This window comes from Pseudovibrio sp. W74 (assembly GCF_001623085.1).
GTDB lineage: Bacteria > Pseudomonadota > Alphaproteobacteria > Rhizobiales > Stappiaceae > Pseudovibrio.
The window spans coordinates 671,045-696,712 of sequence record NZ_LMCJ01000017.1; the positions used below are offsets into that span (position 1 = coordinate 671,045).

Genomic DNA, 25,668 nt, shown 5'->3' on the forward strand with positions numbered 1-25,668 from the left:
AATATTAAGAGAAGAACATTTCTTTTCGCAATTTATCAAAAGAAGCCGGGGCGAGGAATAGAGGGCAGCTCCGACTTTAGGACTTAGGAGAGGGTCTTATGAAGCAGTTGAAAAAGTGGATGCTGGGGGCAACCACCGCGGCTTGCGCAATGTATGCAGCAGGCAGCGCACAAGCAGTTGAAATTGAGTACTGGCAATATTTCTTTGAGCCACGTGTGAAAGCAATGGAAACCCTGATCGAAAACTTCGAGAAGGCAAATCCGGACATCACCGTGAAAATGACCCACTTCCCGTATGCGGATTACCGTACGAAAGTGGCAGCAGCGATCCCTGCGGGTCAGGGCCCGGATGTGGTGCAGCTGTTTTACGGCTGGTTGAACGACTACGTGAACGCACAACTCATTCAGCCACTTCCAAACGATGTTTTCCCGCCAGCTGAAATTGAGGCTGAGTTCTTCCCAATGGTTCAGGCCATGAAGCGCGGCGATCAGTACATGGCCCTGCCAACCGCAGTGCGCTCGCTGGCTCTGTTCTACAACAAGCGCCTGTTCGACAAAGCTGGCATCGACGGCCCACCAAAGACACTGGACGAGCTGGTTGAAACAGCAAAGAAACTCACCCAGAAAGACGGCGCAGGCAACCTGTCCACCGTTGGCATCACCACAGGCATGAACGCACAGGACCACCACTGGTTCCGCGAAGTGCTTATCCGCCAGTTCGGCGGCGATCCATACATGGATAACTACAAGAAAGTGAACTACGACACAGATGCCGGTAAAGCCGCTCTGAAGTACTACTCCGATCTTGAGTTCACTCACAAAGTAACCGCAGCAGGCTTCATGGATGAGCCACAGGCCGCCTTTAAAGCAGGCCGCGCAGGCATGCACATCGACGGCTCCTTCCGCATCGGCGCACTCAACAAAGTCCGCGGCCTCAAGTGGGGCGTTGCAGAGCTGCCAGCCGCAGCTGATGGCACCCATTCCAACTACTCGTCTTACTGGGTGAACGGCATCACGTCCAAAGCCACCGATGAGAAGTACGATGCAGCCGTCAAGTTTATGAAGTACGTCACCTCCGATGAGGCCATGCAAGTCTGGCTCGACACCGTTGGCGAACTTCCTGCAAAACCATCTGCAGCGATGACAGAAGCCAATGCCAACCACGAAGTCTACGGCCCATTCATCAAAGGCCTTGGCTATGCGAAGACAACAATCTTCGCCAACGAAAGTGGTCAGCGTCAGGCTCTGATGGACATGGTTGGACGCATGCGTCTTCAAGATCAGTCTGTAGATGACTCTCTTGCTCAGGCAGCAGGCGAAGAGCAGAAGATCCTCGACGACTACTACAACTAAGCATCACGCGACGGTCTATCAAAACGTATGTGTGTGGGGGCTCCACCTTGCCCCCACATCATCAAGACAGCATGTAGGGCAAAGGCTCCTTTAGCAGAGCCATAAAACAACTTAAAACAAATAGTTAGAGCAGTCTCAAGACTCATATTCTGAGCGAACTGCTGCAATTCCGGCTATAACCAGGGGGCGGTTTTGGGGATTTATAAGAGGCTCTCGATCTCGCAAAAGCAGATCGTCTGGGCGTGGGGGCTACTTGCCATCCCAATCGTTTTTTATGTAGTCGTGCGCTTCTATCCAACAGCGAACGCTATTCTGCTCTCTTTTCAGGAATGGAACCTGCTCGGCTCCCGCAATTGGACCGGGTTCGACAATTATGTAAAGCTGTTCAGTGATCCCACATTCTGGAAAGTGTTCGGCAACACCTTCCTCTATTTGATTTTGGGAACACCAAGCTCCCTGCTCCTTGCCTTCGTGATCGCGTTCCATCTCGACAAACTGCGCTTCATGCATGGCACGATCCGGGCATTGTACTTTCTGCCATTCATGACCAGCGCGGTCGCAATGGCGTGGGTCTGGCGCTGGTTCTACCAGCCAGTTCCAATCGGCGTCTTCAACAACACGCTGGCCACCTTCGGCATCCCGCAGATCCCGTTTTTGAACTCTACCACCTTTGCACTGCCATCCATTCTGGCACCGGCCATCTGGGCAGGACTGGGCTTTCAGGTCATCATCTTCATGGCTGGTCTGCGCGCTATTCCGCAAACCTATTATGAGGCGGCCCGCATTGATGGCATCTCTGCTTGGGAAACGCTGACCGAGATCACCATTCCCCTTCTCAAGCCAACCATCGTCTTTCTGGTTGTCTTTTCCTCCATTGGCTTCCTGCGCATCTTCGATCAGGTCTTCAACATGACCACGAATGATCCCGGCGGCCCGCTCAACTCCACCAAGCCGTTGGTTCTGATGATCTATGACACGGCCTTCAACTCTTTTGACATGGGGTATGCGGCAGCACAAACAGTTGTTCTGTTCACCGTTTTGCTTGTCGTCAGCCTGCTGCAATTGCGCGTCATGAGGGATAAGTAATATGGCTTTCTCAGATACTCTGGACACAAGCAAAAAGGCCTCGGCCCTGCGCAATTCTGCCCGCAGAAAACGCAGTCAGGCGCAGTTCATCCGTTGGCTCCTGCTGTTTGCAGGTGGCATCGCCATGATCATGCCAATCGTCTTCATGCTGTCCACCTCCTTCAAATACCCGTTTGAGGTCTACAACCTGAACCTCATCCCGGAAGAACCAACAATCGAGAACTACACCTACGTTCTTGAAGACGGGCGCTTCTTCGGCTGGTTCACCAACTCTTTGTTCATCGCAACCATCACAACCATCTGTAACGTGCTGTTTGACAGCCTCGTCGGTTACGTCCTGTGCAAGTACACCTTCCCGGGCCGTTACATCATCTTCATCGCCATCCTGTCGACCCTGATGATCCCGACTGAAATGCTGGTTATTCCGTGGTACCTGATGAGCTCTGCGTTCGGCTGGCTCGATACCTACTGGGGCATCATGTTCCCAGGTCTCATGACAGCCTTTGGCACCTTCCTCATGAAGCAGTTCTTTGAAACTGTACCAGACGACTTCCTGGAAGCCGCGCGCATCGATGGCCTTAACGAACTACAGATCTGGTGGACAGTGGCCATGCCGCTTGTACGTCCTGCTCTGGCAGCGCTGGCAATCTTCGTCTTCCTTGGCAACTGGACAGCCTTCATCTGGCCGCTCATCGTCACCAACAGTCAGGAAATGTACACCCTGCCCGTTGGCCTCACCACCTTTTCTGTAGAAGCGCAGGTGGAGTGGGAATTGATCATGACAGGCGCAGCAATTTCAACCATCCCGACCCTGATCGTATTTCTGGTATTCCAGCGCTACATCATTCGCGGCGTAGTAATGGCAGGGCTTAAAGGATGATCGACAGCTCCAAGTTCCCCCATCCTGTCTACAAAGACACAGTGCTTGCACCGCTTTTTGAGGGCGTGAAAGCACACCATGTCGCCTCAATCACCCAGATCAATCAGGCCCATCTGGTGATGCTGTGCGAGACTGGCATTGTGCCAGTTGAAACCGGCAAGAAAATCGCCAAGGCACTCCTTGAGATCGAGAAGGATCTGGCAGACGCTGATCCGGAATACACGGGCGAATACGAGGATTACTTCTTCCTCGTTGAAGCCGAGCTGAAAAAGCGGCTCGGCCCAGACATCGCTGGCATGCTGCACACAGCGCGCTCGCGCAATGACATGGACCACACCGTCTTCAAGCTAGCGCTGGCAAAACGCTGTGATGCCCTCACCCAGCAAGCTCTGCATCTGTGTGATGTGCTCATCAAGAAAGCCGAGATCGAAAAGGAAACGCTGATTGTTGCCTACACCCACGGGCAACCGGCACAACCATCCACCTTTGGCCATTACCTGTCCGCCGCACTGGAAGTTCTGTTGCGTGATCTGGAACGGATGAATCTGGCAAGAGCTGGCATTGACCACTGCCCGATGGGGGCTGCAGCCATCACCACCTCTGGCTTTCCGATCAATCGGGAGCGTATGGCGCAGCTGCTTGGCTTCAGCGAACCGCTGCTCAATTCCTATGGCTGTATCGCCTCAGTAGATTACGTGACTGGCCTATACTCGGCCATGAAGCTCATGTTCTTGCATCTGGGCCGCGTCATTCAGGACATGCAATTCTGGAGCGCGTTCGAAGTTGGACAGCTCTACGTGCCAAACAGCCTGGTGCAGATCTCTTCCATCATGCCGCAAAAACGCAATCCGGTGCCAATCGAACACCTGCGCCATCTGGCATCAATCACCGTTGGCCGCTGCGATGCAATCGTCGGCACCATGCACAACACCCCGTTCACCGATATGAACGACAGTGAGGGTGAAGTGCAGCAGGCAGGGTATGCAGCCTTTGAAAGCGGCAGCCGCGTGCTGGATCTTTTTGCAGCACTCATCGCAGCAAGTTCGATCAACGAAGCGCGCGTTGCAAAGAACACGGACGCCTCCTGCATCACCATCACAGAGCTGGCAGATACGCTGGTGCGTGAAGAAGGTCTCTCCTTCCGTCAAGCCCATGAGATTGCAGCTGACACAGCCAAAGCAGTGATAGCAGAGCAAAAGCCACTGCGTGATGGCTTTGACCCATTTGGCAAGGCCTTTGAGGCACATGCTCAAAAGGTATCCAACATGAGCGAAGACCAGTTCATGCATGCTGTCAGTGCCGAAAATTTTGTTGCTATTCGCACCCGCCCCGGCGGGCCAGCTCCAAGTGCCTTGGACGCTGCTTTGGAAACTTACAAGCAGTCCGCCAAAGCCTTGAGAGCCAAAAACAAATCATTTGCAGATCAAAGCGTGCAGGCCACTTTAGTGCGCAGCGCTGCTTTTGCAAAACTAGTGCAGGAGTGATCGATTGACCACCGTATCCCTAAACAATCTCGTTAAGTCCTACGGGGACACTCAGGTCCTGCATGGCATCAATCTAGACATTCAATCCGGTGAGTTCGTTGTTCTGGTTGGCCCGTCCGGCTGTGGCAAGTCCACCACCCTGCGCATGATCGCAGGATTGGAGGAAATTTCTGCAGGCGACATCCGCATCGGCGGTGATGTGGTCAACGACATGGAGCCCAAAGAGCGCAACATCGCCATGGTCTTCCAGAACTATGCGATCTACCCTCATATGACGGTGCGCAAAAACATCGGCTTCGGACTGCGCACTTCCAAGCTCTCCAAGGATGAGAAAGACGCGCGCATCGATGAAGTCTCCGGTATTCTGGAACTGACAGACCTGCTCGACAGAAAACCGAACCAACTTTCCGGCGGTCAACGCCAGCGCGTCGCCATTGGCCGCGCCATGGTGCGTGATCCAGCTGCCTTCCTGTTTGACGAACCTCTGTCCAACCTGGACGCGCAGCTGCGCACTCAGATGCGATTGGAGATCAAAAAACTCCATCAGCGCGTTGGCAACACCATCATCTTCGTGACCCACGATCAGGTCGAGGCCATGACAATGGCAGACCGTATCGTAATCATGAAAGACGGTCACATCCAGCAGGTCGGCACACCGTTCGAAGTGTTCTACGAGCCAGCAAACATCTTTGTGGCTCAGTTCATCGGCGCCCCTTCCATGAACATGCTGAACGGCATTGTGAAGGGAGAAACAATCGCTCTGGACAATGGCACCTCAGTTCCAGTGCCAACCACCAAGATCAATGAAAATCAGAAGGTCGCCGTTGGTCTGCGCCCGGATGCCCTGCTGGTTCAGGAAGGCGAAGGCCTCTTTTCCGGCGAAGTGTCCGTGATCGAACCACTCGGCACAGACACCCTCGCCTACGTTAAAGTGGGCGAAAAGGAAGTCATCGCCAAAGCCTCCGGCAGAACACCGCCTGCCGTTGGCGACACCGTCAACCTGCATGCAGCACCTGAAGCCATTCACTTGTTTGATGCGCACACCGGGGAGGCCATCCGGTGACCTCAAAACAAACCGATGGGGCAATCGTCTGTGCGGGACGGGTTTATTGCGACCTCATCTTTACTGGGCTCACCGAACTACCAAGACTAGGCGAAGAAACCTACGCCGAAGAACTGGCAGTTGAACCCGGAGGCGGCGGTTTCATCACCGCTGCCAACCTTTCCGCATTGGGCCACAAAACGACCCTTCTGGCATCCATGCCCGGCGGCCCGTTCGGCTCTGCGATTTTAGACAAGATGCAGCGCAGCGGCGTTGACCTAAGCCTGTCGCCCTTTAACACCGCAAACGGTGCTCAGGTAACAGCCGTTATCGGCTGTCAGGAAGACCGTGCCTTTCTCACCAAGCGCAATGGGACCGCAGTCCCAAGAGACATGCTGGAGGCGTTCAGCACATCAAAAGCCAGACACCTGCACATCGGTGAACTGGCAACACTGCAGGAACTTCCGGAACTGCTGGAGATCGCCAAGGCCGCAGGCATGACGGTTTCTCTGGATTGCTCATGGGATCAGAACTGCCTCCTCAACGGAGAGGTTCAGGACCTCATCGCACAGGTGGACCTGTTCCTGCCGAACGAGATGGAAGCAGAGCATCTTGGCTACCTGAAAGAGCCAGCCAACTGCCCGACACTCACAGTTGTGAAAAAAGGCAAGGCAGGTGCAACCGCCATCACTAAGGACGGCGAGATCACCGTAGCCGCAGACCCCGTCCCTGTTGTCGACACAACTGGCGCTGGAGATGCCTTCAACGCTGGCTTCCTGAGTTCATGGCTCCGCGGAGCAGACATCGAGACTTGCCTGCAAGATGGCAACAAGTGCGGTGCAGCAGCCGTCATGCGCGTCGGCGGCGCACCTTAAATCAAACAAAAAGGGTCACACACGCTGTGGCCCTTATCCCCCTTAGCTCCCCCTTTTATCCCCGCTTTCACCTTCCCTCAGCATCACTTGCAGTCGCAGCACCTACGTTCTGTCTCATCTGAAGCAGGCAGCCAGAGCGATTGAAGATGGAATACCACTAAAAGGATATTTCTGTTGGACACTCATGGACAACTTCGAATGGGCAGAAGGGTATCTCCCGCGCTTTGGCCTGATCCACGTTGATTTTGAAACCCAGAAACGCACCATCAAGCAAAGCGGCAGACTTTACTCCATGGTCGCCAGCCAACTGCAGAGTGAGATGCAGGAAACCTCAGAGTAATCTGTCCTTCAACTCAAACCAGGTGTAGCTGAGAGCAAGCAGGTGGCGGCGCATAGCCCTGAAAGGAAACTCTGTCGGCGCCTGCTTCATAAAACTTGGGTAAGGCATTTTTGTTGCCTCACCCAGGATCTCAGCTGCCACCAGCTGCCCGGCATAAGTGGCCATAGCAACACCATTCCCATGATAACCAAAAGCAGCGTAAAGCCCCTGCGTATTGGGAACCGCACCTGCAAATGGCACAAGTTTATGGGTCAAACAGGCAAGACCAGGCCAGAAATCTGGCGTTTCAACTTTCGCCCATTCAGGAAACATCCGCTCAAAGTCACGCCGTGTAGCTGTGCGCATACGCTTTCGCGCATGTGGTGTAGCACTCACACTTCCCCGCATACCAAAAAGCAACCGGTTGTCCGGGAGCAGACGGAAGTAATGCAGCAAAGTCCGGGTGTCATAGGCCATCTGATTAGAGAACCACCCCTGACGCTTCAACTCCTCATCAGAAAGAACGCGCGACATCAAAATGTTAGATTGTATCGGAAGATATTTTCCAGCCATCCACTCCGGCATATTTTCAGAGGAATAGCCATTGGTCGCCAAAAGTACTTTTTGCGCACGCAACTGGCCCACTCTTGCTTTCAGGACATACTGCCCATCTGCTGAAGGAGTAATGCCGAGTACAGAGGTCTGTTCATAAAACCGGCCTCCTTGCGCCTTCACAGCCTCAGCAAGACCACGCGCATATTTGTAAGGATGCAGCGCAAACCCGATTGGAATTGTCAGCCCAGAAGAAAGCCCTGAGGCCGTCATCCCAAGCTCTACAAGTTCATCTTTGTCATGAAAGGTGCAGCTGATCCCATAGCGCTTTTGTATGTCCGCAACTGTATCTTTCAGCTGATCAACACGCCGAGCTTTGTGTGCAAGAACCGTTTCTCCTTTGGAAACAACATCAGCATCAATCGAGTTCTGCTCTAACAGCTCTGCAACCAGATCAATGGCTGCACGCTCTGCATAAAAGTACCGCCGTGCATCCGCTTCCCCATAGCGATCAATCAAGTCGGCATCATCTGCAATCGTCCCACCCAGACAGCAGAAACCACCATTGCGACCAGAAGCCCCCCACCCAATATGTTGAGCATCCAGCACCGCAACATCGACACCCTGCTGCGCAAGTTTCAACGCTGCAGACAGCCCTGTGTATCCACCTCCAACAACAGCAACTTCACAGGACTGTTCATCGAAAAGCGGCGCACCAAGCGTCTGAGGAGAGAACGAACGATGCCAGAAATTCCCGGCAACCGGTTGCTCTCCATATGCATCCTCTTGAAATATGCGGTGCAAACTCAATCGAGCCTGAGCCTCCTCAAAACCTATTTGATACCTTGGGCAGTAACATCAGCAGCCGTCAGATCCAGCGCACGATGCGCTTTCTCAATCAACTCATCCACCTCACTGCGCGAAATCACAAGTGGCGGCGAGATGATCATGCTATCGCCAACGTGGCGCATCACCAAGCCACTCTCAAAGCAATGATCTCGGCAGATCGTCCCAACAGTGCCTTTTTCAGCTTCAAACCGAGCACGACGCGCCTTATCCGGTGAAAGTTCCAAAGCACCAACCAGGCCACAAATACGCGCCTCGCCGACCAGCGGATGCTCGCCGAGAGCTTTCCACTTTTCAGCCAGATACGGCCCTGTATCATTCGCGACCTTTTCAGGCAATCGCTCATTTTCAATGATATCAAGGTTCGCAAGTGCTGCTGCGCAAGCTGCAGGATGCGCAGAATAAGTAAAGCCGTGATAGAACTCGCCGCCATGCTCAATAAAGCCCTTGGCAACCTTCTCACTCACCACAACCGCACCAATCGGCAGATAACCAGAGGAAAGCCCCTTAGCAATCGGCATCAGATCTGGCTTGAAGTTGAAAGTCTGTGAGCCAAACCAGTTCCCGGTACGCCCAAACCCGCAAATCACCTCATCAGCAATCAGCAGGATGTTGCGTTCACGGCAGATACGCTGAATCTCTGGCCAATAGGTCTCCGGCGGAATAACAACACCGCCTGCCCCCTGAATAGGCTCCCCGATAAAGGCCGCCACATTGTCTTCGCCAAGACGATCAATCTCAGCCTCAAGCTCACGCGCGCGCATCAGGCCAAACTCGGCAGGGTCCATATCACCGCCTTCACCATACCAGTAAGGCTGGTTGATGTGAGTGATGTCAGGAATAGGCAGTCCACCTTGCGCGTGCATCGCACTCATACCGCCCAAGCTCGCACCGGCCATGGTAGAACCGTGATAAGCATTATGACGGGAGATGATCGTCTTCTTGGTCGGTTTGCCTTCACTGGCCCAGTAATGGCGCACCATACGAACAACGGTGTCATTGGCTTCAGAGCCTGAGCCCGCAAAGAATACATGGTCCAGATGATCCGGCGCTAGATTAGAGATCCTTTCGGCAAGGGCAATCGCAGGCGGATGTGAACTCTGGAAAAACGTATTGTAATAAGGCAGTTGTTGCATCTGCCGGTGAACCGCCTCGATAATTTCTTTGCGGCCATACCCCACATTCACACACCAAAGCCCCGCCATTCCATCCAGGATCTTATTGCCCTCAGAATCCCAAAGATAAACACCATCAGCCCGCGTAATCACACGCGTCCCCTTGGCGTTGAGGGACTTAGTATCTGTAAACGGATGCAGATGGTGGGCAGCATCCTTTTCTTGCAGAACATGAGTGGGCGGAAGATTAGCGATATAGTCCATGGGGTCAGTCCTTCCGAAAAGAGGCACGCCCTGCAAACCGGGCAATAGAAGTAAACTCCCCATTATTTTGTGATCACAAATGTAGGAGAGTCAATCTTTACTTCAATAAAGACGCTACCTGCCTATGCCTCCAGTCTAACCCATCAAAGCCTGCGGCTCTATGAACTCAGCCAGAGAAAACAGCAGATCATCAAACCTTCTCAGCAAGACTGAGAGACTCTCTGATAAACCCCATGCCCTGTGCAATGTCCTCTTCCAAGGCGATTTTTAAAGCAGTCTGATCATGCAATTTCAGTGCTTCCAATGCCTGTTTATGCTGATCCTCCAGATTCGCAGTACCAGACCGCCCATAGACCAGACGCATAAATGGACCAAACTGAACCCATAGATTTTTGACAAGTTTGATAAGAATTTCAGATCGGCTTTGTGAGTAAAGATAAAAGTGAAACTCGTAGTTTCCGCGCATGTACCCTTCCACATCGCCAGTTTCCAGAGCGACATCAATCTGATCATCAATGCCTTGGAGAACCTGAATATCTTCCTCTTTCAAATTCACCAGAGCTTTGGATGCCAGCTCAACTTCCAACAACCGCCGAGCTGACCAGATTTCATCGATTATATCTTCGCAAACATCTGGGATAGAAACACGCCTATTGCCGTGTAATTCCAACGCGTTTTCTGCAATGAGACGTCGCACAGCCTCACGAACAGGCATCGCACTCACACCCAGTTCCTCAGCCAGCCCCCGTAGGGTCACAGCCTTACCCGGCAGAAAACCACCAAACAGGATCCGTTCTCTCAATTGGCGGTAAACTTGCTCATGAACAGGGATCCCCACATCAGGAACAACAGCGCTTTGTAAAGTCATCTTACTCATGAAGGAACTATAGAAGCACCCGAACCAGCTGCAAAGATAATTTGATCACAAACTATTGCCTAGCTGAGAATTCTGTGGTCATCTTTCAAAATAGGCACACAATTAAGAACAACGGAGACGGCCGGATCCAGACACGCCAGCACCAACGCTGTGCAAAAATTTGAGGGGGGAAGATGAAATGAGTTCAAACTTCAAGTCCAGACTGACGGGCACAATGGCGACCGCAATAATGGTTGCATGTGCAGCCAGCGCAGCGCACGCAGAAGGCACCATCAACGTTTACAATTGGTCTGATTACATCGACGAAAGCGTTCTGAAAGATTTCGAAGCTGAAACCGGTATCAAGGTCAATTACGACGTTTTCGATTCAAACGAGGTTTTGGAAACCAAGCTGCTCGCAGGCACCACAGGGTACGATATTGTTGTTCCAACAGGCAGCTTCCTCTCCCGGCAAATTCAAGCCGGCGTCTTCCAAAAACTGGATAAAGACGCTCTCCCAAACCTGAAGAACATGTGGTCGCTCGTCTCCGACAGAACCTCCATCTATGACCCGGGCAACGCTTATTCCATCAACTACATGTGGGGCACCACTGGCATCGGCTACAATGTAGAAGCCGCTGCTAAACGTCTGGACGGCCAACCGGTCGACAGTTGGGAAATCATCTTCAACCCAGAAATACTCGCCAAGTTTCAGGATTGCGGCATTCATATGCTGGACGCGCCAACAGAGCTCATCCCCGCAGCGCTCAACCACCTCGGGCTAAACCCTGACAGCCACAACAAGGCTGATATTGAAAAAGCTGCAGCACTCCTCAAGACCATCCGGCCATACGTCCAGAAGTTTCACAGTTCCGAATACATCAACGCCCTCGCAAACGGCGATATCTGCTTAGCTATCGGTTGGTCTGGTGACGTCTTTCAGGCCCGCGACAGAGCAGCAGAAGCCGACAACGGCGTCACCATCAACTACATCATTCCAAAGGAAGGTGCGCTGATGTGGTTTGATCAGATGGCAATCCCGACAGATGCAACCAACTCCAAAGAAGCACATATGTTCCTCGATTACATCATGCGCCCGGATGTCATCGCAAAAGCTTCCAACTACGTGGTCTACGCCAACGGCAACAAAGCCTCACATGAGCATCTAGATCAGGAAATTCTGGAAGATTCTGCCGTGTATCCAGATGAAGCAACCATGGAAAAACTTTACGTCACAACGCCTTACGCACCAAAAATTCAGCGTATTGTGACCCGTGCCTGGACCGCAGTGAAGTCGGGCCAGTAATCATCGGCAGCAGCGGGCAACTCAAGTTGTCCGCGCGCCTTCCATGTTTCTTTGGAAGCAGGACAACAACAGAGGGTGGAGCGGGCCACGATGGAAACTCTGGTAAACACTCAGCCAGTCTGCAAATTCGCACCTTGGGAGGATCCAACTCAGGAACCTTTGGTGCGCTTTGAAAACGTCACGAAGGAATTTGGCGACTTCACTGCCATTGAGGACTTAACGCTCAACATCTATGAGCGCGAGTTCTTCGCCCTTCTCGGCCCGTCCGGCTGCGGTAAGACAACTATGATGCGTATGCTGGCAGGGTTTGAATATCCCACCGCTGGCAACATCATGCTCGGTCAGAACAATCTGCAAAAGGCACCGCCACACAAACGGCCCGTCAACATGATGTTCCAGTCCTACGCGCTCTTCCCGCATATGACAGTGGAACAGAACATCGGCTTCGGCCTCAAACAGGAAAAGACCGCAAAGGCCGAGATCCGGAGACGTGTTGAAGAAATGCTGTCGCTGGTCCAGCTGGAACCTTTTGCCAAACGCAAACCACACCAGCTTTCGGGTGGTCAAAAGCAGCGCGTTGCCCTTGCCCGCTCTCTCGCCAAAAAACCCAAGCTCCTGCTGCTTGACGAGCCGCTTGGTGCGCTGGACAGGAAATTGCGCGAGCAAACCCAGTTTGAATTGATGAACATTCAGGAGCAGCTCGGCCTCACCTTTGTCATCGTCACTCATGATCAGGAAGAGGCTATGACAGTCGCGAGCCGCATCGCTGTGATGGACCACGGCAAAATCGTTCAGGTCGCGACACCCGCTGAAATCTACGAGTATCCAAACTCCCGCTATTCCGCTGACTTCCTTGGCGATGTTAACATCATTGAAGGCCAGATAGATGTCACCACTGGCGAAACAGCAAGCCTGACGTGGGCTGAAGGTGAAACACCTTTGGCGATCTCAACCAAACTTCGCCCTCAAGCAGGAACGACCGTCTGGCTCGCAGTTCGCCCTGAAAAACTCCGCATCTCTAAAGACAAGCCAGCAAACGCTGACAACTGCATTAAGGGCGAAGTCTGGGACATCGGCTACACTGGCAACATCTCAACTTATCACGTCAAAGCCTCAAATGGCTCCATTTTGAAAGCACAGGTCTCCAACAGAGAACATCTCGCCGACCGCCCAATCACATGGGAGGACACCGTCTATGTCTATTGGGAGAAAGGCGCTGGCGTCTTTCTGGAAACGTGAGGTGAGCGATGGCAGTTGCAGATATCACCTCCCCCTCAGAAGAAATACAGGAGACATCCAGTCCGAGTTCAGGCTGGGGACGCAGACTGCTCATAGCGATCCCGTATATCTGGTTGTTGATCTTCTTCCTCGCACCTTTCGTCATTGTACTGAAGATCTCCTTGTCCGATGTCATACTGGCGCGCCCGCCATACTTTCCGAATTTCGACATTTCAGAGGGCTGGCAAGGTCTGCTCGCCATGATTCAGGCGTTTGATCTGGAGAACTATGTCTGGCTAACGGAAGATACACTCTACCTGAACTCATATCTAAGCAGTCTCAGGATCGCATCCATCTCAACGCTACTCACTTTGGCAATCGGCTATCCTATCGCCTATGCCATGGCCAAAGCCCCGAAAGAGTGGCGCGCTACTCTCCTGATGCTGGTGATCCTGCCCTTCTGGACCAGCTTTCTCATCCGCGTTTATGCATGGATCGGCATTCTCAAAAAAGAAGGCTTCCTCAACTACTTCCTGCTCTGGACAGGCATCATTGACGAACCCTTGATGATCCTGAACACCGACACTGCCATCTACATTGGCATCGTTTATTCCTACCTGCCTTTCATGGTCCTGCCACTCTATGCAGTTCTGGAAAAACTCGATATCTCACTGCTGGAAGCTGCAACAGATCTGGGGTGTTCGCCTCTCAAAGCTTTTTGGGTCATTACTCTACCACTGTCATTACCAGGAGTTTGGGCAGGCTGTTTCCTCGTCTTTATCCCTGCTGTCGGTGAGTTTGTCATTCCAGACATTCTGGGTGGATCCAGCACTATCATGATCGGCAAAACGCTCTGGGTGGAGTTCTTCTCCAACAGAGACTGGCCAGTCGCATCCGCCGTCGCAATTCTGCTGCTGCTTATGTTGATCCTACCCATCATCCTGTTCCAGAAACAGCAGGAAAAACAAGCGGAGGCCAGCCAATGACCCGCTTCAACTGGTTCAACACAACAACGCTCACACTCGGCTTTGCATTCCTCTATCTGCCGATCATCCTGCTGATGATCTACTCTTTCAACGAATCCAGATTGGTCACCGTTTGGGCTGGTTTCTCCACCAAGTGGTATCAATCAGTCTTCTTCAATGAGAGTTTCATCAATGCCGCATGGGTCACACTCCGTGTTGGTTTCATCTCAGCATCTGTCGCAACAGTCCTTGGAACCATGGCCGCACTTGTGCTCAATCGCGCCGGACCATTCCACGGCAAAACGCTCTTCACAGGTATGATCTACGCGCCAATGGTCATGCCAGAGGTCATCACGGGCCTGTCATTGCTCCTGCTGTTCGTCTCACTGGATTTCACCCGAGGCTTCTGGACAGTCACACTGGCACATATAACCTTCTCCATGTGCTACGCCGCCGTTGTCGTCTCGGCCAGACTGGTGACATTCGAACGTAGTCTGGAAGAAGCTGCCCTTGATCTGGGATGCACCCGTTTTTCCGCCTTCATGCAGGTAACACTGCCCATCATCTTTCCCGCAATTTTGGCAGCATGGCTGCTGGCCTTCACACTCTCGCTGGATGATCTGGTCATCGCCTCCTTTGCTTCAGGTCCGGGTGCAACCACCTTGCCAATGAAGATCTATTCGCAGGTGCGCATAGGCGTTTCACCTGAAATCAATGCCCTGTCATCCATTCTCATTTCTGTTGTCGCTGTTGGCGTGGTCACCGCTTCGCTGGTCACAAAACAAGCACAGGTCAAGCGCATGAAAGAAGAACGGCTGGCGATAAGCTCAATTTGATCGAGGAAGTATACGTGTCTGATACGAAACACCCATCCTCGCTGGATGAATACTCAAAAGGCGATCTGGCCTACACCCGCTCCACCCCTTATGGGACCATAGCTGAATCCAGCTATGCCGGAGCGCTCAGTTTTATGCGCCGTAAATTCACCAAGGACCTTAAGGGGATAGATGTCGCGGTCTGTGGCATCCCCTTTGACATGTCCGTCAGCAACAGGCCGGGGTGTCGCTTCGGCCCAAGAGCAATCAGGCAAGCTTCCTCCATATTGGCCTGGGACCACGCATGGGGCTGGTCCTTTGACCCGTTCGACCGCCTTGCTGTTGTCGACTACGGCGATTTCATCTTCGATCCCGGCTACCCCATGAGCGTACCGGAAGAACTGGAACAGCAGGCCTCTGCCATTTTAGACGCAGGTACGGCAACACTCATGCTGGGTGGAGATCATTTCTGCACCTATCCCATGCTCAAAGCGCACGCAAAAAAACACGAACCACTCTCCCTCATCCAGTTTGATGCACACAGTGACACATGGACTGACAACTCCAGCCGTATTGACCATGGCACCATGTTCTACAGAGCGGTAAAAGATGGTCTCATCAACCCGCAGACATCGATACAAGTTGGTATCAGAACCAACAATGAGAACACACAGGGCCTGACCACAATTACGGCGGACTGGGTCCGTAATAACGGCGCACAGGCCACGATTGAACGCATCCATAAGGTGACAGGCAAAAGTGCCAGCTACATCAGCTTCGACATCGATTGCCTCGATCCAGCCTTTGCGCCGGGAACAGGAACACCAGTTGTTGGCGGTCTGAACACCGGAGAGACACGAGAGATCCTGCGTGGGCTTGCTGGAATAAACCTAAAAGGCATGGACCTTGTAGAAGTCGCACCAGCCTACGATCATGCTGAGATCACAGCACTGGCCGGTGCCACTTTAGCCTTGGATTTACTTTGCATCTATGCCAGCCAGTTCAATCAGAACACCCGATAAAACAACAGATCAGATCACGACCAGAAGAGTTCGCATGCCAACCCTGACAGCAGTACAGCCGCAATTGGAACAGTTTCGAATTGAAGCCGACGCCTTTTTGAAACAACATCCCGACCTCGAAAAGATCGAGGTCCTTTATGCTGGCTTTTGTGGCCCGCTCAGAGGCAAATGGTTGCCAGCAGAAATGCTGGATAAACTGGCCGAAGGTGGTGTTCGTTTGCCCTTGTCCACCGTCGCACTGGACGTGTGGGGCGTTGATGTGCCGGCAACAGGCCTTGCCATTGAGCGCGGAGACCCGGATGGCATATGCATCCCAGTTCCAGGAACGCTGAAGCGCGTGCCATGGGCCAAAGTGCCGACCGCGCAAGTGCTCGTCACTCTTTTCGAGATTAAGGACCAGAAGCCAACCCCACTGGATCCAAGATATGTTCTTGAAACCGTTGAGAAGAAGTTCCAGAACAAGGGCCTGACACCTGTTGTCGCTACAGAGCTGGAGTTCTACTTCGTCGACATGGAATCCGGTCCAGCTGGCTTACCACTCCCTCCCTACATTCCCGGCACCAACCAGCGTCTCAAAGCCTCACAGATCTATGATCTGGACATCATGGCTCAATTCGAACCGATCCTCATGGAGATCAACCAAGCCTGCAAAATTCAGGATATCCCTGCAGACACCACCACCTCCGAGTTTGGTCACGGACAGTTTGAGATCAACTTGCTTCACGTGCCAAGCGCAGTGGAAGCTGCGGATCATTGCCTGCTGTTCAAGCGCGTTGTACGCCATATTGCCCGCAAACACGGCATGGATGTCACGTTCATGTCAAAACCCTACGCAGAAGAGACTGGCAGCGGTTTCCACGTCCACACCAGTCTGCTGGATACAGAAGGCAACAACATCTTCAGCGGCAGCGCAGAGGAAGCAAACCCGGCCTTGCGCAACGCCGTAGGGGGCCTGCTGGGCACCATGCTGGACATGCAAATTCTGTTTGCTCCACACGCCAATTCCTACCGCCGCCTGCAGCCGGGCTCTTATGCCCCAATCACTTGTTGCTGGGGGTATGACCACCGCGCCGCGGCGATCCGTGTACCGGCGACACATGGCAAAGGCGCAAGGCTGGAGCACCGCGTCTCCGGCGCTGATGCCAACCCATATCTGGTTGTCTCAGCGATCCTTGAAGGCATTCATCACGGTCTTGAAAACCGAAGCGATCCCGGCACTCCAATCACCTTGGAGGCGGACCTCACCCAATATGATCACCTGACAGGAAACTGGGAGACAGCGATCCAAACATGGGCGCAAAGCAAAACGGCTGAACAGATGAGCACAGCAGAGTTTCATCGCCTGTACGGCATCAGCCGGAAAGCTGAGTACGACGTGTTTGCAACCACCATTACCGGTTTTGAATGCCAGACCTACGCCAGGAAGGTCTGACATTTCATCAAACCTAGGAAGGTTCCTTGATGTTGCGCTCCATCAGCAGCTGATAGGCTTTGGGTGACAACCGGTTGAGCCACCACGCCAAACTGGCAACGCGGCCAACCGGTTTCATCTCTGTTTTGCGCACATACGCCTTGTAGATGATGTCCGCCGCCCGTTCCGCGCTCATGTAATCAACGCCATCTGTTGACGAGCCCGGACGGGCCAGACCGTTCTCTTGCGTCTCCGACCGTCCAACATTGGTTGCCACAAACGAAGGCGCTGCAATCAACGTATGAACGCCATAAGACTTCTCTTCAGACCGCAACGAGCCAAAAAAACCCTCCAGCGCATGCTTGCTAGCCGCATAAGCTGTCCGTTTAATCAGTGGTGAGAATCCGGCAACTGACGAGATCGCCAGATGGCATCCACTGGAGGCCCGCACCGCTTTCAAAAATGCCCGCGCCGTATGCACCGCTCCGAAGTAATTCACATCCAGCACTTTGCGATGCGCTGTCAGGTCCATGTCCGCAAACAATCCGATATGCGTAATGCCTGCATTGTAAACCACCAGATCAATGCTGTTGTGCCGAGCCAAAACCTGCTGAGCAACCTGCTCAACCGCACCCCCATCCGTTAAATCGCAGGCATAAATGCTCTGTCGCTCGTTCTGTTGCAGCCCCTCCAGCCCCGGACCGGGCAAATCCAGCAGAACCGTATGCCAGCTCTCACGCTGCAACCGGGTTGCGAGTGCCTGCCCTAAGCCACCAGCGCCGCCTGTAATAACCGCTGTTTTCATCAAAGCCCCACAGATGCTCGCCAGTGCTCAAACACTTCTGCACTTGTCTTTTCCGGAGTATAGCCAAACACTGATTTCAACCGCTCATTGGCCAGCACAGGACGGTATTGCAAAAACCGAACCTGCTCCGGTCCATACCGGGAAAGCCGCAGTGGTTTCGCCACACCTAAAACAAATTTCAACAACCAGGACGGCAACTTGAGAACAGGCTTATTGAGCATTTGCCCCAACCGCTGCATCGACAACGCTCCATCACCCGCCACGTTGTAAATCCCCTCAGGAGCCTCTGTCGCAGCAAGGAACAGAATACGCGCAAGATCTTCCGTCCAGATAAACACAAAGGCGCTGTCCGATCCGGCGATCCCAAGCAGCCTCGGCTTATGGAACAACGCGGTAATCTGATTGTTCATGCCCGTTCCAAGAACCGTCCCAACCCGCAACACAACCTGCTCCAGTTGCGGTGCCTCCGAACGAGCACGAGCCAAAGCAGCTTCAACCAGACGCTTATGGTAGGAGTACGCGAACTCTTCGTTGCCGCGAATATGATCATCCTCATGCAATGGCACAGGATTGTCTGCATGATACCCATAAGCTGCCCCGGATGATGTGACGACAAGACGCTTCACACCTGCTTTGATCGCAGCATCAATCACCGACTGAGTGCCAACAACATCAACCAGATACTCAATATCCCGTGTAGAACTCACAGAGGGTGTGACGATGGAAGCCAGATGCACAATCACATCAGGCCGCTCGTCCTCAATCAGTGCTGACACCCTGTCTGTAGTTACATCCAACATTCTGAAACGAGCATTTGCTGGGAGATCGCTTGATTCACGAATATCAGTCGCAACAACCTCCAGCTCCGTGCCCGCCAATTGCCGTAAGAATGCTTGTCCGACACCTCCTGCAGCACCGGTAATAAGAAGCTTGGTCATGACGTTGCCTCCGCGGGAAGCTTGACTGCTTTGCGCGCCATAAAACTGGCAAGCACCAGTCCGCTGATCGCATGCCAAATCCCCCAGGCAGCCGCCACAACAGACATGCCGCCAAGCCCACCAAAAAAGCCGAAGATCAACACCAGCCCCAGACCGGAATTTTGGATGCCAGTTTCAATCGTAATGGCCCGCCGGTCATAAGCAGACACACCAGCAACGCTCGCCAGAGTATACCCCGCCGCTAAAGCCAGCCCATTATGGACAATTACGAGAGATGCCACAGCACCCACATAGGCAAGAAAAAACGACCAGTTGGCAAACAGCGCGATGAAGATGAAGCCGATGAAAATCCCCATGGACGCCATGCGCAGTGGCTGCCGGATTTTGGCAGCCAGCTGTGGTTTGATACGGTTGAGCATGATGCCAAGGAACAATGGCAACACCAACATAAAGCAAACAGTAATTGCAACTGACAGCCTATCGATATGCGTCTCTTGCAATATCGCGCGCGTCGGGCCGTAAAGACTACCCCAAAATGCGATATTAAAGGGTGTCGCAACAATTGCTCCCACCGTAGCAAAAGCCGTCATGGAAACCGACAGCGCTGCATTGCCACCAGCACGATGAGTGATGAAGTTTGAGATGTTTCCACCCGGACACGCTGCCACCAGAATAAGCCCCAAAGCAATCGAAGGTCGGGGCTGAACGATCAGAACAAGCAGAAATGTGAGGCTCGGCAAGACCAGAAATTGAGAGCACAGCCCAATCACCACAGGCTTTGGCGACAGTGTCAATCGCTTAAAATCCGCAGGACACAGGTCCAGCGCGATTGAGAACATCACAACACCCAAAATACCGTTGAGCAAGGTCAGCGAACCAGAACTGAAGTTGAGAACAACAAGGTCAATGTCACTCATGCCATTTCCCTCTTCAACGCCTGTGTGCGCTTGTTCAGTGCAGAGCGATAACTCTGTTTGTCCACGTAGTAAGCCATCCGCGCCAGCTTGAGGTAGTTCATCCCCCCAGTCTCACGCTCAAATCCCTTGGCTTTCTCAGCTTTGATTGCCTCAGCTGTCGCACTTCCGTCCCTGAGGCCCCTCAGATAACGCGCAACCAGTTCCGCCTGATCATGACGCCCCTCCCAACCCAGACCGGTTGCCTCAATCATGCCCATTACAAACAGATCATTCCGTTCTGGATGCATGCAATTCAAAAACAGATGCGGCGCTTCGCCCTGCCAGTTCAAAAGCTCTTTGTCGATAAAGGGATAATGCAGTTTATAGCCAGTCGCGGTGACGACAAGATCATACTCAGCTTCTTCACCATCACAAAACCGAACCGTATGCCCATCCAGTTCCTTGATGTCAGCCCGAATACCAATATCCCCGTGACCGGCATGATAGAGAATAAGCGAGTTCACCACCGGATGGCTCTCATAAAGCTTATAGTCTGGTTTGGGAAACCCATAGGCCTGCGGATCACCAACAAACCATTTCAGCAATGCCTGATCCACTCGCCGCTTCAGCCAGAGCGGCAACTTCACCGCCCCACCCATCGTGTCTGCCGGTTTCCCGAAAACATATTTGGGAACAAAGTAATAGCCACGACGCATGGATATATCGCACTGTACCCCATGATGGATCGCATCCACCGCTATGTCACAACCTGAATTGCCCGCCCCGACAATCAGCACCCGTTTGCCGGCGAACTGCTGCGCACTTTTATAGTGGCACGAATGAATGAGGCCGCCAGAAAACTCTCCTGCAAACTCTGGCATATTGGGTTCAGAAAGCGTGCCATTGGCGATCAGCACTCCGGCAAATTCAGCTGAATGATCTCCGTCCTGATCTCTCCAGCTGACCGTCCACCCCTCACCATCACCTCCCAACGGCGCGATGCAGGTCACTTCTGCTCCAAAATGATAGTACCGCTTCAAATCAAACTTTTCGGCAAACTCCTGAAAGTAAGTCTTTAGTTCGCGATGACCGGGATACTCAGCAATGTGATCACCCATCGGAAAATCTGTAAACTCGGTCATTTTCTTGGATGAAATCAGGTGCGCGGACTCGTACATGGTCGACTTAGGCCCATCAATATCCCACAGCCCGCCGACATCGCTGTGTAACTCAAAGCCCTGAAAATCTATTCCCTGCTCAATAAGTGTCTTGGCCGTGGCGAGCCCCATCGGCCCTGCCCCAATTAAGGCATAGCTCTCCTTTGAAATATTCACTGTTCGTCCCCCCTCAGAACTACAATTAGATTGAACAGTCGTACAAAATAAGGCAAGCTCTTTTTATGATTAAGAAGATTTCGCAGGAAAAACAAAGACAAAGAGCCCCTTCAAAAAGCTCTTTGGAGACGCGGCAGAAGATTCTCGACGCCGCAGAACACCTGTTTGCCTTTCGCAGTTATGACGCTGCGTCCATAAGAGATATCGCACAAAAAGCAGGGGTAAAACTGGGCCTCGTAAACCACCACTTCGGCACAAAGGAAGACCTGTTTTTCAAAACAGTCGAACGCCGTGCCGACGAACTCGCCCGTCTCCGTCTTGATGCACTGGAACAGCTGAAAGCGTCAGAACAAGTCATCACCCTGAAAGGCATTCTGGAGAGTTTCTTCTACCCTTATCTGGACAAAGCTGAAAACAGCGGCCACGGCTGGCTCGCCTACGCACGTCTGGTTGCCATGATCTCTGCAGAAGAACGCTGGAGCGCAATCTCACAAGCTTGTTTTGACCCAACAGCAAAAGTATTTCTTTCAGAAATCGCCAAGCTCTATCCCACTGCCGATCTTAGGAAAGTCTCCGCAACCTTCGTCTTTTCCATCTCTTCACAAATCGCTCTATGCACCTCAGCCTGGCGTGTTGATGCAATGGCAGAAGCAGATCACACCTCCGGCATTGCTGAAATGAAAACATTGCTCGTAGCCTATGCCACCGCCGGCATCCATAGTGCCCTGTCGCAACAAGACGCCACTATATATGCAAATGCATAGATAAAACGCTATAACTTAATCATTCTAAGCTTGAATATATATGTGTTTGTATGTACCCTCCATCTATTATTAGGGGCTCAAGCAATAGGTTACAGAGCGCATTTCATATAAAAAGACGTATTAAGAACGATTTTGCATACTGACAAACCACTCTAGATTCATAGGGGAAAATCAGCGTTAGACTGAGCTCATCAGAGCAATTGAATCCAGTATTGACGAGAGCCCTCAGACAATTGCTCCAAACGGACGGAACCACCGGCGCAATCTGGGAGGGATCTATGAAATTCAAATCTTTAAAACGTGCATTTGCATCTGTTGTGATGGGTGCTGCACTTCCATCCATCTTGTTTGCCGGCTCCGCGCAGGCAGAAGAAATTCTCAAAGCAGTTTCAGCTTTTCCAAAACCGCTCGCCTTCACCCAGTCCTTTCTAGGCTATGTGGATCTGGTCAATGAACGCGGCAAAGGCATCGTGCAAATCCAGCATATCGGCGGGCCGGAAGTCTTCCCTTCCAACCAGCAGGTCGCCGCAGTTGAGCGTGGCATCGTAGACATCCATTATGGCCCAGCCGGATACCATCTCGGCTCCATGCCAGAAGCAGATGCCTGGCTCGGATCAACCATAACAGCAGCAGAAGGCCGCAAGAACGGCGGCTTCGCCCTGATGGAGAAGGCCTTTCAGGACCGGCTCGGCGTCAAGCTGATGGCCCATATTGATTCCGGTATCAAGTTCCACATTTACACGCTCAACGAACCGCAAAAGAAAGCGGATGGAAGTGTCGACCTAACAGGCAAGCGCTTGCGCACCTCTCCTGTTTACAAAAGCTTCTTCGAAGCGCTGGATGCGATTCCAGTTTCTGCACCGGTCCCGGATATTTACACCGGACTGGAACGTAGCGTGTTTGATGGCGCAGGCTGGCCAATTGTCGCCATTCAAGATCTCTCATGGGACAAATTCCTGAAATACCGTGTTGATCCCGGTTTCTTACAAACTGACCTCTCCATCGTCATGAGCCCGTCTAAATGGGAAAGCCTGAGCCCGGAAGCGCAAAAGATCCTTCAGGATGCAGCAATCGAGTATGAGCAGAAATCCTACGACAACTTCCAAGCAATCATCGCGGCAACCGATACCAAGGTGCAGGAAGACGGCATGACTATTGTCCGCCTCGAAGGTCAGGCCGCCAATGATTATCTGGACAAAGCCTATGAGGCCGTTTGGAGCCGAATGAAAGCCAGCAACTCGCCTCTCTATGACGAGCTGAGGAAAGCCTACTACCAGCGTTAAACATGGAAGGGGCACCTGCCCCTTTCTCCTTTATTGAGAGAACCCATGTCTCTTCCAAAACTTTACTCCGGCCTTATCACAGGCCTTGCGGTGACTGGTGCGCTGTCATTCGTCTTCATGACCTTTACCATCGTAATAAACGTGATCTTGCGAAACACCGGCCAACACCCCATTCAGGCCACCACAGCCCTGATTGAATACGCTCTGCTGTTTGCCACCATGGCCGGAGCTCCCTGGTTGGTGCGTCAGGGTGGCCACATCGCAATCACATCCTTCACCAATTTCCTGCCACCAGTCATGAGAACAGCCTTGAGGCGCACCGTGCTCATCACTTCAGCTGCAATCCTCGCGCTTTTAAGCTGGCGTGCCACATTGCTCACAGTGCAAATGTGGGAACGCGGCACCTATGACATCCGTTCAATCGCCATTCCCTCATGGATCCTCTATGCCTTCCTCGCTGCAGGCTTCGGATTAATGGCACTTGAGTTCTTCAGATTGCTCATTCGCGGAGATATATACTCCGGCGAAAACGCGCAGCATTAACACCTCAGAAAAGGAGCAACTTCATGGACTGGCACCTTTCTCTGGTCGTAATGTTCACCACCATTCTGGCACTGATGGCCATCGGAATGCCCGTTGCCGTCGCCTTCCTGACAATCAATCTGCTGGGTACTCTCTATTTCATGGGTGGCCTCAGCGGCATAGATCAGCTCATCGCCAACTCCACCACCTCCATCACCAACTTCTCTTTGGTGCCCGTGCCCCTGTTTCTGGTGATGGGAGAGCTGCTGTTTCACACCGGCCTTGCCATGCGTGTATTTGATGCGCTCGACAAATGCTTCGGCGGCATCAAAGGACGCCTCTCCTACATGACAGTGGTGGGGGGAACAGTCTTCGCAACGCTCTCTGGCTCCTCCATGGCCAACACCGCCATGCTGGGCTCAACCCTGATGCCGGATATGGTCAAGCGCGGATACAAGCCGCACATGATCATGGGCCCGATCGTTGCCACCGGTGGCCTTGCAATGATCATCCCACCTTCGTCTCTTGCCGTTCTGCTGGGCTCCATCGGACGCATCGATGTGGGAGCGCTGTTAATCGCAGGCATGATCCCCGGCCTTTTGCTGGCGCTCATGTTCATCCTTGTCATCCGCACCCAGATCTCACTGGACCCGACATCAGCCCCCGGCCATCCAGGTGTGAAAGCCTCTGTGCCCGAGATGATCAAAGCCGTCACCTTTGATGTGTTGCCTATGGGACTGGTCATCTTCGCCGTCGTCGGCCTGATCTTGCTGGGCTGGGCAACACCGTCAGAATCTGCTGCTTTTGGCGTGTTGGCCGTCGCCTTCCTCGCAGCGCTTTGCAAAAAGCTCACAATAGAGGCGATCATCAAATCCCTGCGCGGCGCTCTGATCGTCTCAACACTCATGCTGACCATTATCATCGGCTCCACCACATTCTCACAGATCTTGGCATTTTCCGGCGCTTCATCTGGCCTGATCATGTGGTCATCCGGCTTTGATCTCAACGCTTACACCATGTTGGCCATTTTATTCCTGACACTCGTGTTTCTCGGCATGTTCATGGACCAGCTTTCCATCATGATGCTGACCCTGCCGGTCTTCATGCCTCTGGTCAGCCTCTATGGATTTGACCAGGTCTGGTTCGGCGTGGTCATGCTGCTGGCGTTGGAGCTGAGCCTCGCAACACCACCATTCGGTCTGCTGTTGTTTGTGATGGTGGGCGTCAGCCCGAAAGGAACAACCATCGGTAACGTAGCTTGGGCCGCCTTGCCATACATCCTCTGTACACTCGCCCTGATTGTCGTGCTGGCCATTTTCCCTGAGTTAGCAACGTGGTTACCTCAAATCACGAGATAAGATGGGCTCAACTGGCCTTGAAGCGGATCACCTGCTTCAAGGCATCTTTCTCTAACCGCTCAGCTTGCCAGCTCTGCCTTTGCCTTCAGTTCTTTCTTGTCTTCAGCTGAAAGATCCCGCCAGTCACAATCTCTCAGGCATGCCTCCATGGCATAAAGCGCGAGGATGGAGACACCCCGACCAAACCGAAATTTCAGCCGTTGATAAGCTTGCACAGCTCCAAGCTCACGCAGATCATCTTCACTGCAAACATCAACCTCAGACAGCATATATTCGGTCTTCGGACCCAGGTTTCTCAATTGACTGATCGACTTGCTCAAAATGCACCATTCCAGACGTTTCACTCGGGCTTCACCTGAT

General features: G+C 52.8%; 24 protein-coding genes and 1 pseudogene. 17 read left to right on the forward strand and 8 right to left on the reverse strand.

All coding sequences use genetic code 11. The annotated features are described in order from the left end of the window. Window positions 1-98 precede the first annotated feature (98 nt). From PsW74_RS14425 to PsW74_RS28380, 7 genes and pseudogenes are all read left to right on the forward strand, one after another. On the forward strand, window positions 99-1,352 hold the full coding sequence (locus PsW74_RS14425) for an extracellular solute-binding protein (protein ID WP_063289272.1): 1,254 nt from the start codon (window positions 99-101) through the stop codon (window positions 1,350-1,352). A 192-nt stretch (window positions 1,353-1,544) separates the two neighbouring features. Further along, the gene (locus tag PsW74_RS14430) at window positions 1,545-2,438 is read left to right on the forward strand and encodes a sugar ABC transporter permease (protein WP_063289273.1); all 894 of its coding nucleotides are present in this window, start codon (window positions 1,545-1,547) and stop codon (window positions 2,436-2,438) included. Window position 2,439: 1 nt separating this feature from the next. Then, window positions 2,440-3,318, forward strand: coding sequence for a carbohydrate ABC transporter permease (locus tag PsW74_RS14435; RefSeq protein WP_063289274.1), 879 nt, complete (start codon window positions 2,440-2,442; stop codon window positions 3,316-3,318). Then, window positions 3,315-4,802 carry an argininosuccinate lyase gene (argH, locus tag PsW74_RS14440; protein WP_063289275.1) on the forward strand — a complete coding sequence of 496 codons (1,488 nt, stop codon included), beginning with the start codon at window positions 3,315-3,317 and terminating at the stop codon, window positions 4,800-4,802. Before PsW74_RS14435 ends, argH begins: the two co-directional genes overlap by 4 nt. 4 nt (window positions 4,803-4,806) lie before the next feature. Then, window positions 4,807-5,865 carry a sn-glycerol-3-phosphate ABC transporter ATP-binding protein UgpC gene (gene ugpC, locus PsW74_RS14445; RefSeq protein ID WP_063289276.1) on the forward strand — a complete coding sequence of 353 codons (1,059 nt, stop codon included), beginning with the start codon at window positions 4,807-4,809 and terminating at the stop codon, window positions 5,863-5,865. After that, complete coding sequence (locus PsW74_RS14450; RefSeq protein WP_063289277.1) at window positions 5,862-6,719, forward strand: sugar kinase; 858 nt, start codon at window positions 5,862-5,864, stop codon at window positions 6,717-6,719. The genes ugpC and PsW74_RS14450 overlap by 4 nt, the downstream gene beginning before the upstream one ends. Before the next feature lie 103 nt (window positions 6,720-6,822). Next, window positions 6,823-7,059: pseudogene (locus tag PsW74_RS28380) on the forward strand (family 1 glycosylhydrolase); the annotation flags it as partial. On the opposite strand, the gene PsW74_RS14455 reads toward PsW74_RS28380, so the two are convergent. From PsW74_RS14455 to PsW74_RS14465, 3 genes are all read right to left on the reverse strand, one after another. Continuing rightward, window positions 7,051-8,400 carry an FAD-binding oxidoreductase gene (locus PsW74_RS14455; RefSeq protein ID WP_063289278.1) on the reverse strand — a complete coding sequence of 450 codons (1,350 nt, stop codon included), beginning with the start codon at window positions 8,398-8,400 and terminating at the stop codon, window positions 7,051-7,053. The pseudogene PsW74_RS28380 and the gene PsW74_RS14455 overlap by 9 nt on opposite strands. Before the next feature lie 23 nt (window positions 8,401-8,423). Beyond that, window positions 8,424-9,815 carry an aspartate aminotransferase family protein gene (locus PsW74_RS14460; RefSeq protein ID WP_063289279.1) on the reverse strand — a complete coding sequence of 464 codons (1,392 nt, stop codon included), beginning with the start codon at window positions 9,813-9,815 and terminating at the stop codon, window positions 8,424-8,426. 190 nt (window positions 9,816-10,005) lie between these two features. Then, a complete protein-coding gene (locus PsW74_RS14465; RefSeq protein WP_063289280.1) occupies window positions 10,006-10,683 on the reverse strand; it encodes a GntR family transcriptional regulator in 678 nt (225 codons plus the stop codon). 223 nt (window positions 10,684-10,906) lie between these two features. Between PsW74_RS14465 and PsW74_RS14470 the strand changes: the two genes are divergently transcribed. The 6 genes from PsW74_RS14470 (at window position 10,907) to PsW74_RS14495 (ending at window position 17,429) form a co-directional block, all read left to right on the forward strand. Then, complete coding sequence (locus PsW74_RS14470; RefSeq protein WP_208987993.1) at window positions 10,907-11,977, forward strand: polyamine ABC transporter substrate-binding protein; 1,071 nt, start codon at window positions 10,907-10,909, stop codon at window positions 11,975-11,977. Between the two features lie 90 nt (window positions 11,978-12,067). Continuing rightward, window positions 12,068-13,216, forward strand: a complete 1,149-nt coding sequence (locus tag PsW74_RS14475) for an ABC transporter ATP-binding protein (protein WP_063289282.1) — start codon at window positions 12,068-12,070, stop codon at window positions 13,214-13,216. Between the two features lie 8 nt (window positions 13,217-13,224). Continuing rightward, window positions 13,225-14,181, forward strand: coding sequence for an ABC transporter permease subunit (locus PsW74_RS14480; protein ID WP_208987980.1), 957 nt, complete (start codon window positions 13,225-13,227; stop codon window positions 14,179-14,181). After that, complete coding sequence (locus PsW74_RS14485) at window positions 14,178-14,996, forward strand: ABC transporter permease (protein ID WP_063289283.1); 819 nt, start codon at window positions 14,178-14,180, stop codon at window positions 14,994-14,996. The genes PsW74_RS14480 and PsW74_RS14485 overlap by 4 nt, the downstream gene beginning before the upstream one ends. A gap of 14 nt (window positions 14,997-15,010) precedes the next feature. After that, window positions 15,011-15,997: an agmatinase gene (speB, locus tag PsW74_RS14490; RefSeq protein WP_063289389.1), complete on the forward strand. Its 987-nt coding sequence runs from the start codon at window positions 15,011-15,013 to the stop codon at window positions 15,995-15,997. 34 nt (window positions 15,998-16,031) lie between these two features. Then, window positions 16,032-17,429, forward strand: a complete 1,398-nt coding sequence (locus PsW74_RS14495) for a glutamine synthetase family protein (RefSeq protein ID WP_063289284.1) — start codon at window positions 16,032-16,034, stop codon at window positions 17,427-17,429. 13 nt (window positions 17,430-17,442) lie between these two features. On the opposite strand, the gene PsW74_RS14500 is transcribed toward PsW74_RS14495, so the two are convergent. From PsW74_RS14500 to PsW74_RS14515, 4 genes are read right to left on the reverse strand one after another with little or no spacing between them, the layout of a single operon-like run. After that, complete coding sequence (locus tag PsW74_RS14500; protein ID WP_063289285.1) at window positions 17,443-18,213, reverse strand: SDR family NAD(P)-dependent oxidoreductase; 771 nt, start codon at window positions 18,211-18,213, stop codon at window positions 17,443-17,445. Then, complete coding sequence (locus PsW74_RS14505; RefSeq protein WP_063289286.1) at window positions 18,213-19,151, reverse strand: SDR family oxidoreductase; 939 nt, start codon at window positions 19,149-19,151, stop codon at window positions 18,213-18,215. The genes PsW74_RS14500 and PsW74_RS14505 overlap by 1 nt, the downstream gene beginning before the upstream one ends. After that, window positions 19,148-20,068, reverse strand: coding sequence for a bile acid:sodium symporter family protein (locus tag PsW74_RS14510; RefSeq protein WP_063289287.1), 921 nt, complete (start codon window positions 20,066-20,068; stop codon window positions 19,148-19,150). The genes PsW74_RS14505 and PsW74_RS14510 overlap by 4 nt, the downstream gene beginning before the upstream one ends. Continuing rightward, entirely contained in the window at window positions 20,065-21,381 is a 1,317-nt protein-coding gene (locus tag PsW74_RS14515) for an NAD(P)-binding domain-containing protein (protein WP_063289288.1), read from the reverse strand. Before PsW74_RS14515 ends, PsW74_RS14510 begins: the two co-directional genes overlap by 4 nt. A gap of 65 nt (window positions 21,382-21,446) precedes the next feature. Between PsW74_RS14515 and PsW74_RS14520 the strand changes: the two genes are divergently transcribed. The 4 genes from PsW74_RS14520 to PsW74_RS14535 all read left to right on the forward strand — a co-directional run bounded on the left by PsW74_RS14520 (window position 21,447) and on the right by PsW74_RS14535 (window position 25,308). Continuing rightward, on the forward strand, window positions 21,447-22,145 hold the full coding sequence (locus PsW74_RS14520) for a TetR/AcrR family transcriptional regulator (RefSeq protein ID WP_063289289.1): 699 nt from the start codon (window positions 21,447-21,449) through the stop codon (window positions 22,143-22,145). A gap of 278 nt (window positions 22,146-22,423) precedes the next feature. Then, window positions 22,424-23,428, forward strand: a complete 1,005-nt coding sequence (gene dctP / locus PsW74_RS14525) for a TRAP transporter substrate-binding protein DctP (RefSeq protein ID WP_063289290.1) — start codon at window positions 22,424-22,426, stop codon at window positions 23,426-23,428. A 45-nt stretch (window positions 23,429-23,473) separates the two neighbouring features. Then, the gene (locus PsW74_RS14530; RefSeq protein ID WP_063289291.1) at window positions 23,474-23,971 is read left to right on the forward strand and encodes a TRAP transporter small permease; all 498 of its coding nucleotides are present in this window, start codon (window positions 23,474-23,476) and stop codon (window positions 23,969-23,971) included. 23 nt (window positions 23,972-23,994) lie between these two features. Continuing rightward, window positions 23,995-25,308, forward strand: coding sequence for a TRAP transporter large permease (locus PsW74_RS14535; RefSeq protein WP_063289292.1), 1,314 nt, complete (start codon window positions 23,995-23,997; stop codon window positions 25,306-25,308). Window positions 25,309-25,367: 59 nt separating this feature from the next. Here PsW74_RS14535 and PsW74_RS14540 read toward each other — a convergent pair whose 3' ends face one another. Beyond that, window positions 25,368-25,652 carry a TfoX/Sxy family protein gene (locus tag PsW74_RS14540; protein WP_153041732.1) on the reverse strand — a complete coding sequence of 95 codons (285 nt, stop codon included), beginning with the start codon at window positions 25,650-25,652 and terminating at the stop codon, window positions 25,368-25,370. Between the last annotated feature and the right edge of the window lie 16 nt (window positions 25,653-25,668).

Excerpts from the sequence above, each read along its gene's own strand:
- PsW74_RS14520 (WP_063289289.1), top strand. The coding sequence starts at position 21,447 with ATGATTAAGAAGATTTCGCAGGAAAAACAAAGACAAAGAGCCCCTTCA.
- PsW74_RS14505 (WP_063289286.1), bottom strand. The coding sequence starts at position 19,151 with ATGACCAAGCTTCTTATTACCGGTGCTGCAGGAGGTGTCGGACAAGCA.
- PsW74_RS14485 (WP_063289283.1), top strand. The coding sequence starts at position 14,178 with ATGACCCGCTTCAACTGGTTCAACACAACAACGCTCACACTCGGCTTT.
- dctP (WP_063289290.1), top strand. The coding sequence starts at position 22,424 with ATGAAATTCAAATCTTTAAAACGTGCATTTGCATCTGTTGTGATGGGT.
- PsW74_RS14425 (WP_063289272.1), top strand. The coding sequence starts at position 99 with ATGAAGCAGTTGAAAAAGTGGATGCTGGGGGCAACCACCGCGGCTTGC.
- PsW74_RS14465 (WP_063289280.1), bottom strand. The coding sequence starts at position 10,683 with ATGACTTTACAAAGCGCTGTTGTTCCTGATGTGGGGATCCCTGTTCAT.
- PsW74_RS14475 (WP_063289282.1), top strand. The coding sequence starts at position 12,068 with ATGGAAACTCTGGTAAACACTCAGCCAGTCTGCAAATTCGCACCTTGG.
- PsW74_RS14510 (WP_063289287.1), bottom strand. The coding sequence starts at position 20,068 with ATGAGTGACATTGACCTTGTTGTTCTCAACTTCAGTTCTGGTTCGCTG.
- PsW74_RS14470 (WP_208987993.1), top strand. The coding sequence starts at position 10,907 with ATGGCGACCGCAATAATGGTTGCATGTGCAGCCAGCGCAGCGCACGCA.
- PsW74_RS14535 (WP_063289292.1), top strand. The coding sequence starts at position 23,995 with ATGGACTGGCACCTTTCTCTGGTCGTAATGTTCACCACCATTCTGGCA.
- PsW74_RS14495 (WP_063289284.1), top strand. The coding sequence starts at position 16,032 with ATGCCAACCCTGACAGCAGTACAGCCGCAATTGGAACAGTTTCGAATT.
- PsW74_RS14460 (WP_063289279.1), bottom strand. The coding sequence starts at position 9,815 with ATGGACTATATCGCTAATCTTCCGCCCACTCATGTTCTGCAAGAAAAG.
- PsW74_RS14530 (WP_063289291.1), top strand. The coding sequence starts at position 23,474 with ATGTCTCTTCCAAAACTTTACTCCGGCCTTATCACAGGCCTTGCGGTG.
- PsW74_RS14480 (WP_208987980.1), top strand. The coding sequence starts at position 13,225 with ATGGCAGTTGCAGATATCACCTCCCCCTCAGAAGAAATACAGGAGACA.
- PsW74_RS14435 (WP_063289274.1), top strand. The coding sequence starts at position 2,440 with ATGGCTTTCTCAGATACTCTGGACACAAGCAAAAAGGCCTCGGCCCTG.
- argH (WP_063289275.1), top strand. The coding sequence starts at position 3,315 with ATGATCGACAGCTCCAAGTTCCCCCATCCTGTCTACAAAGACACAGTG.
- PsW74_RS14500 (WP_063289285.1), bottom strand. The coding sequence starts at position 18,213 with ATGAAAACAGCGGTTATTACAGGCGGCGCTGGTGGCTTAGGGCAGGCA.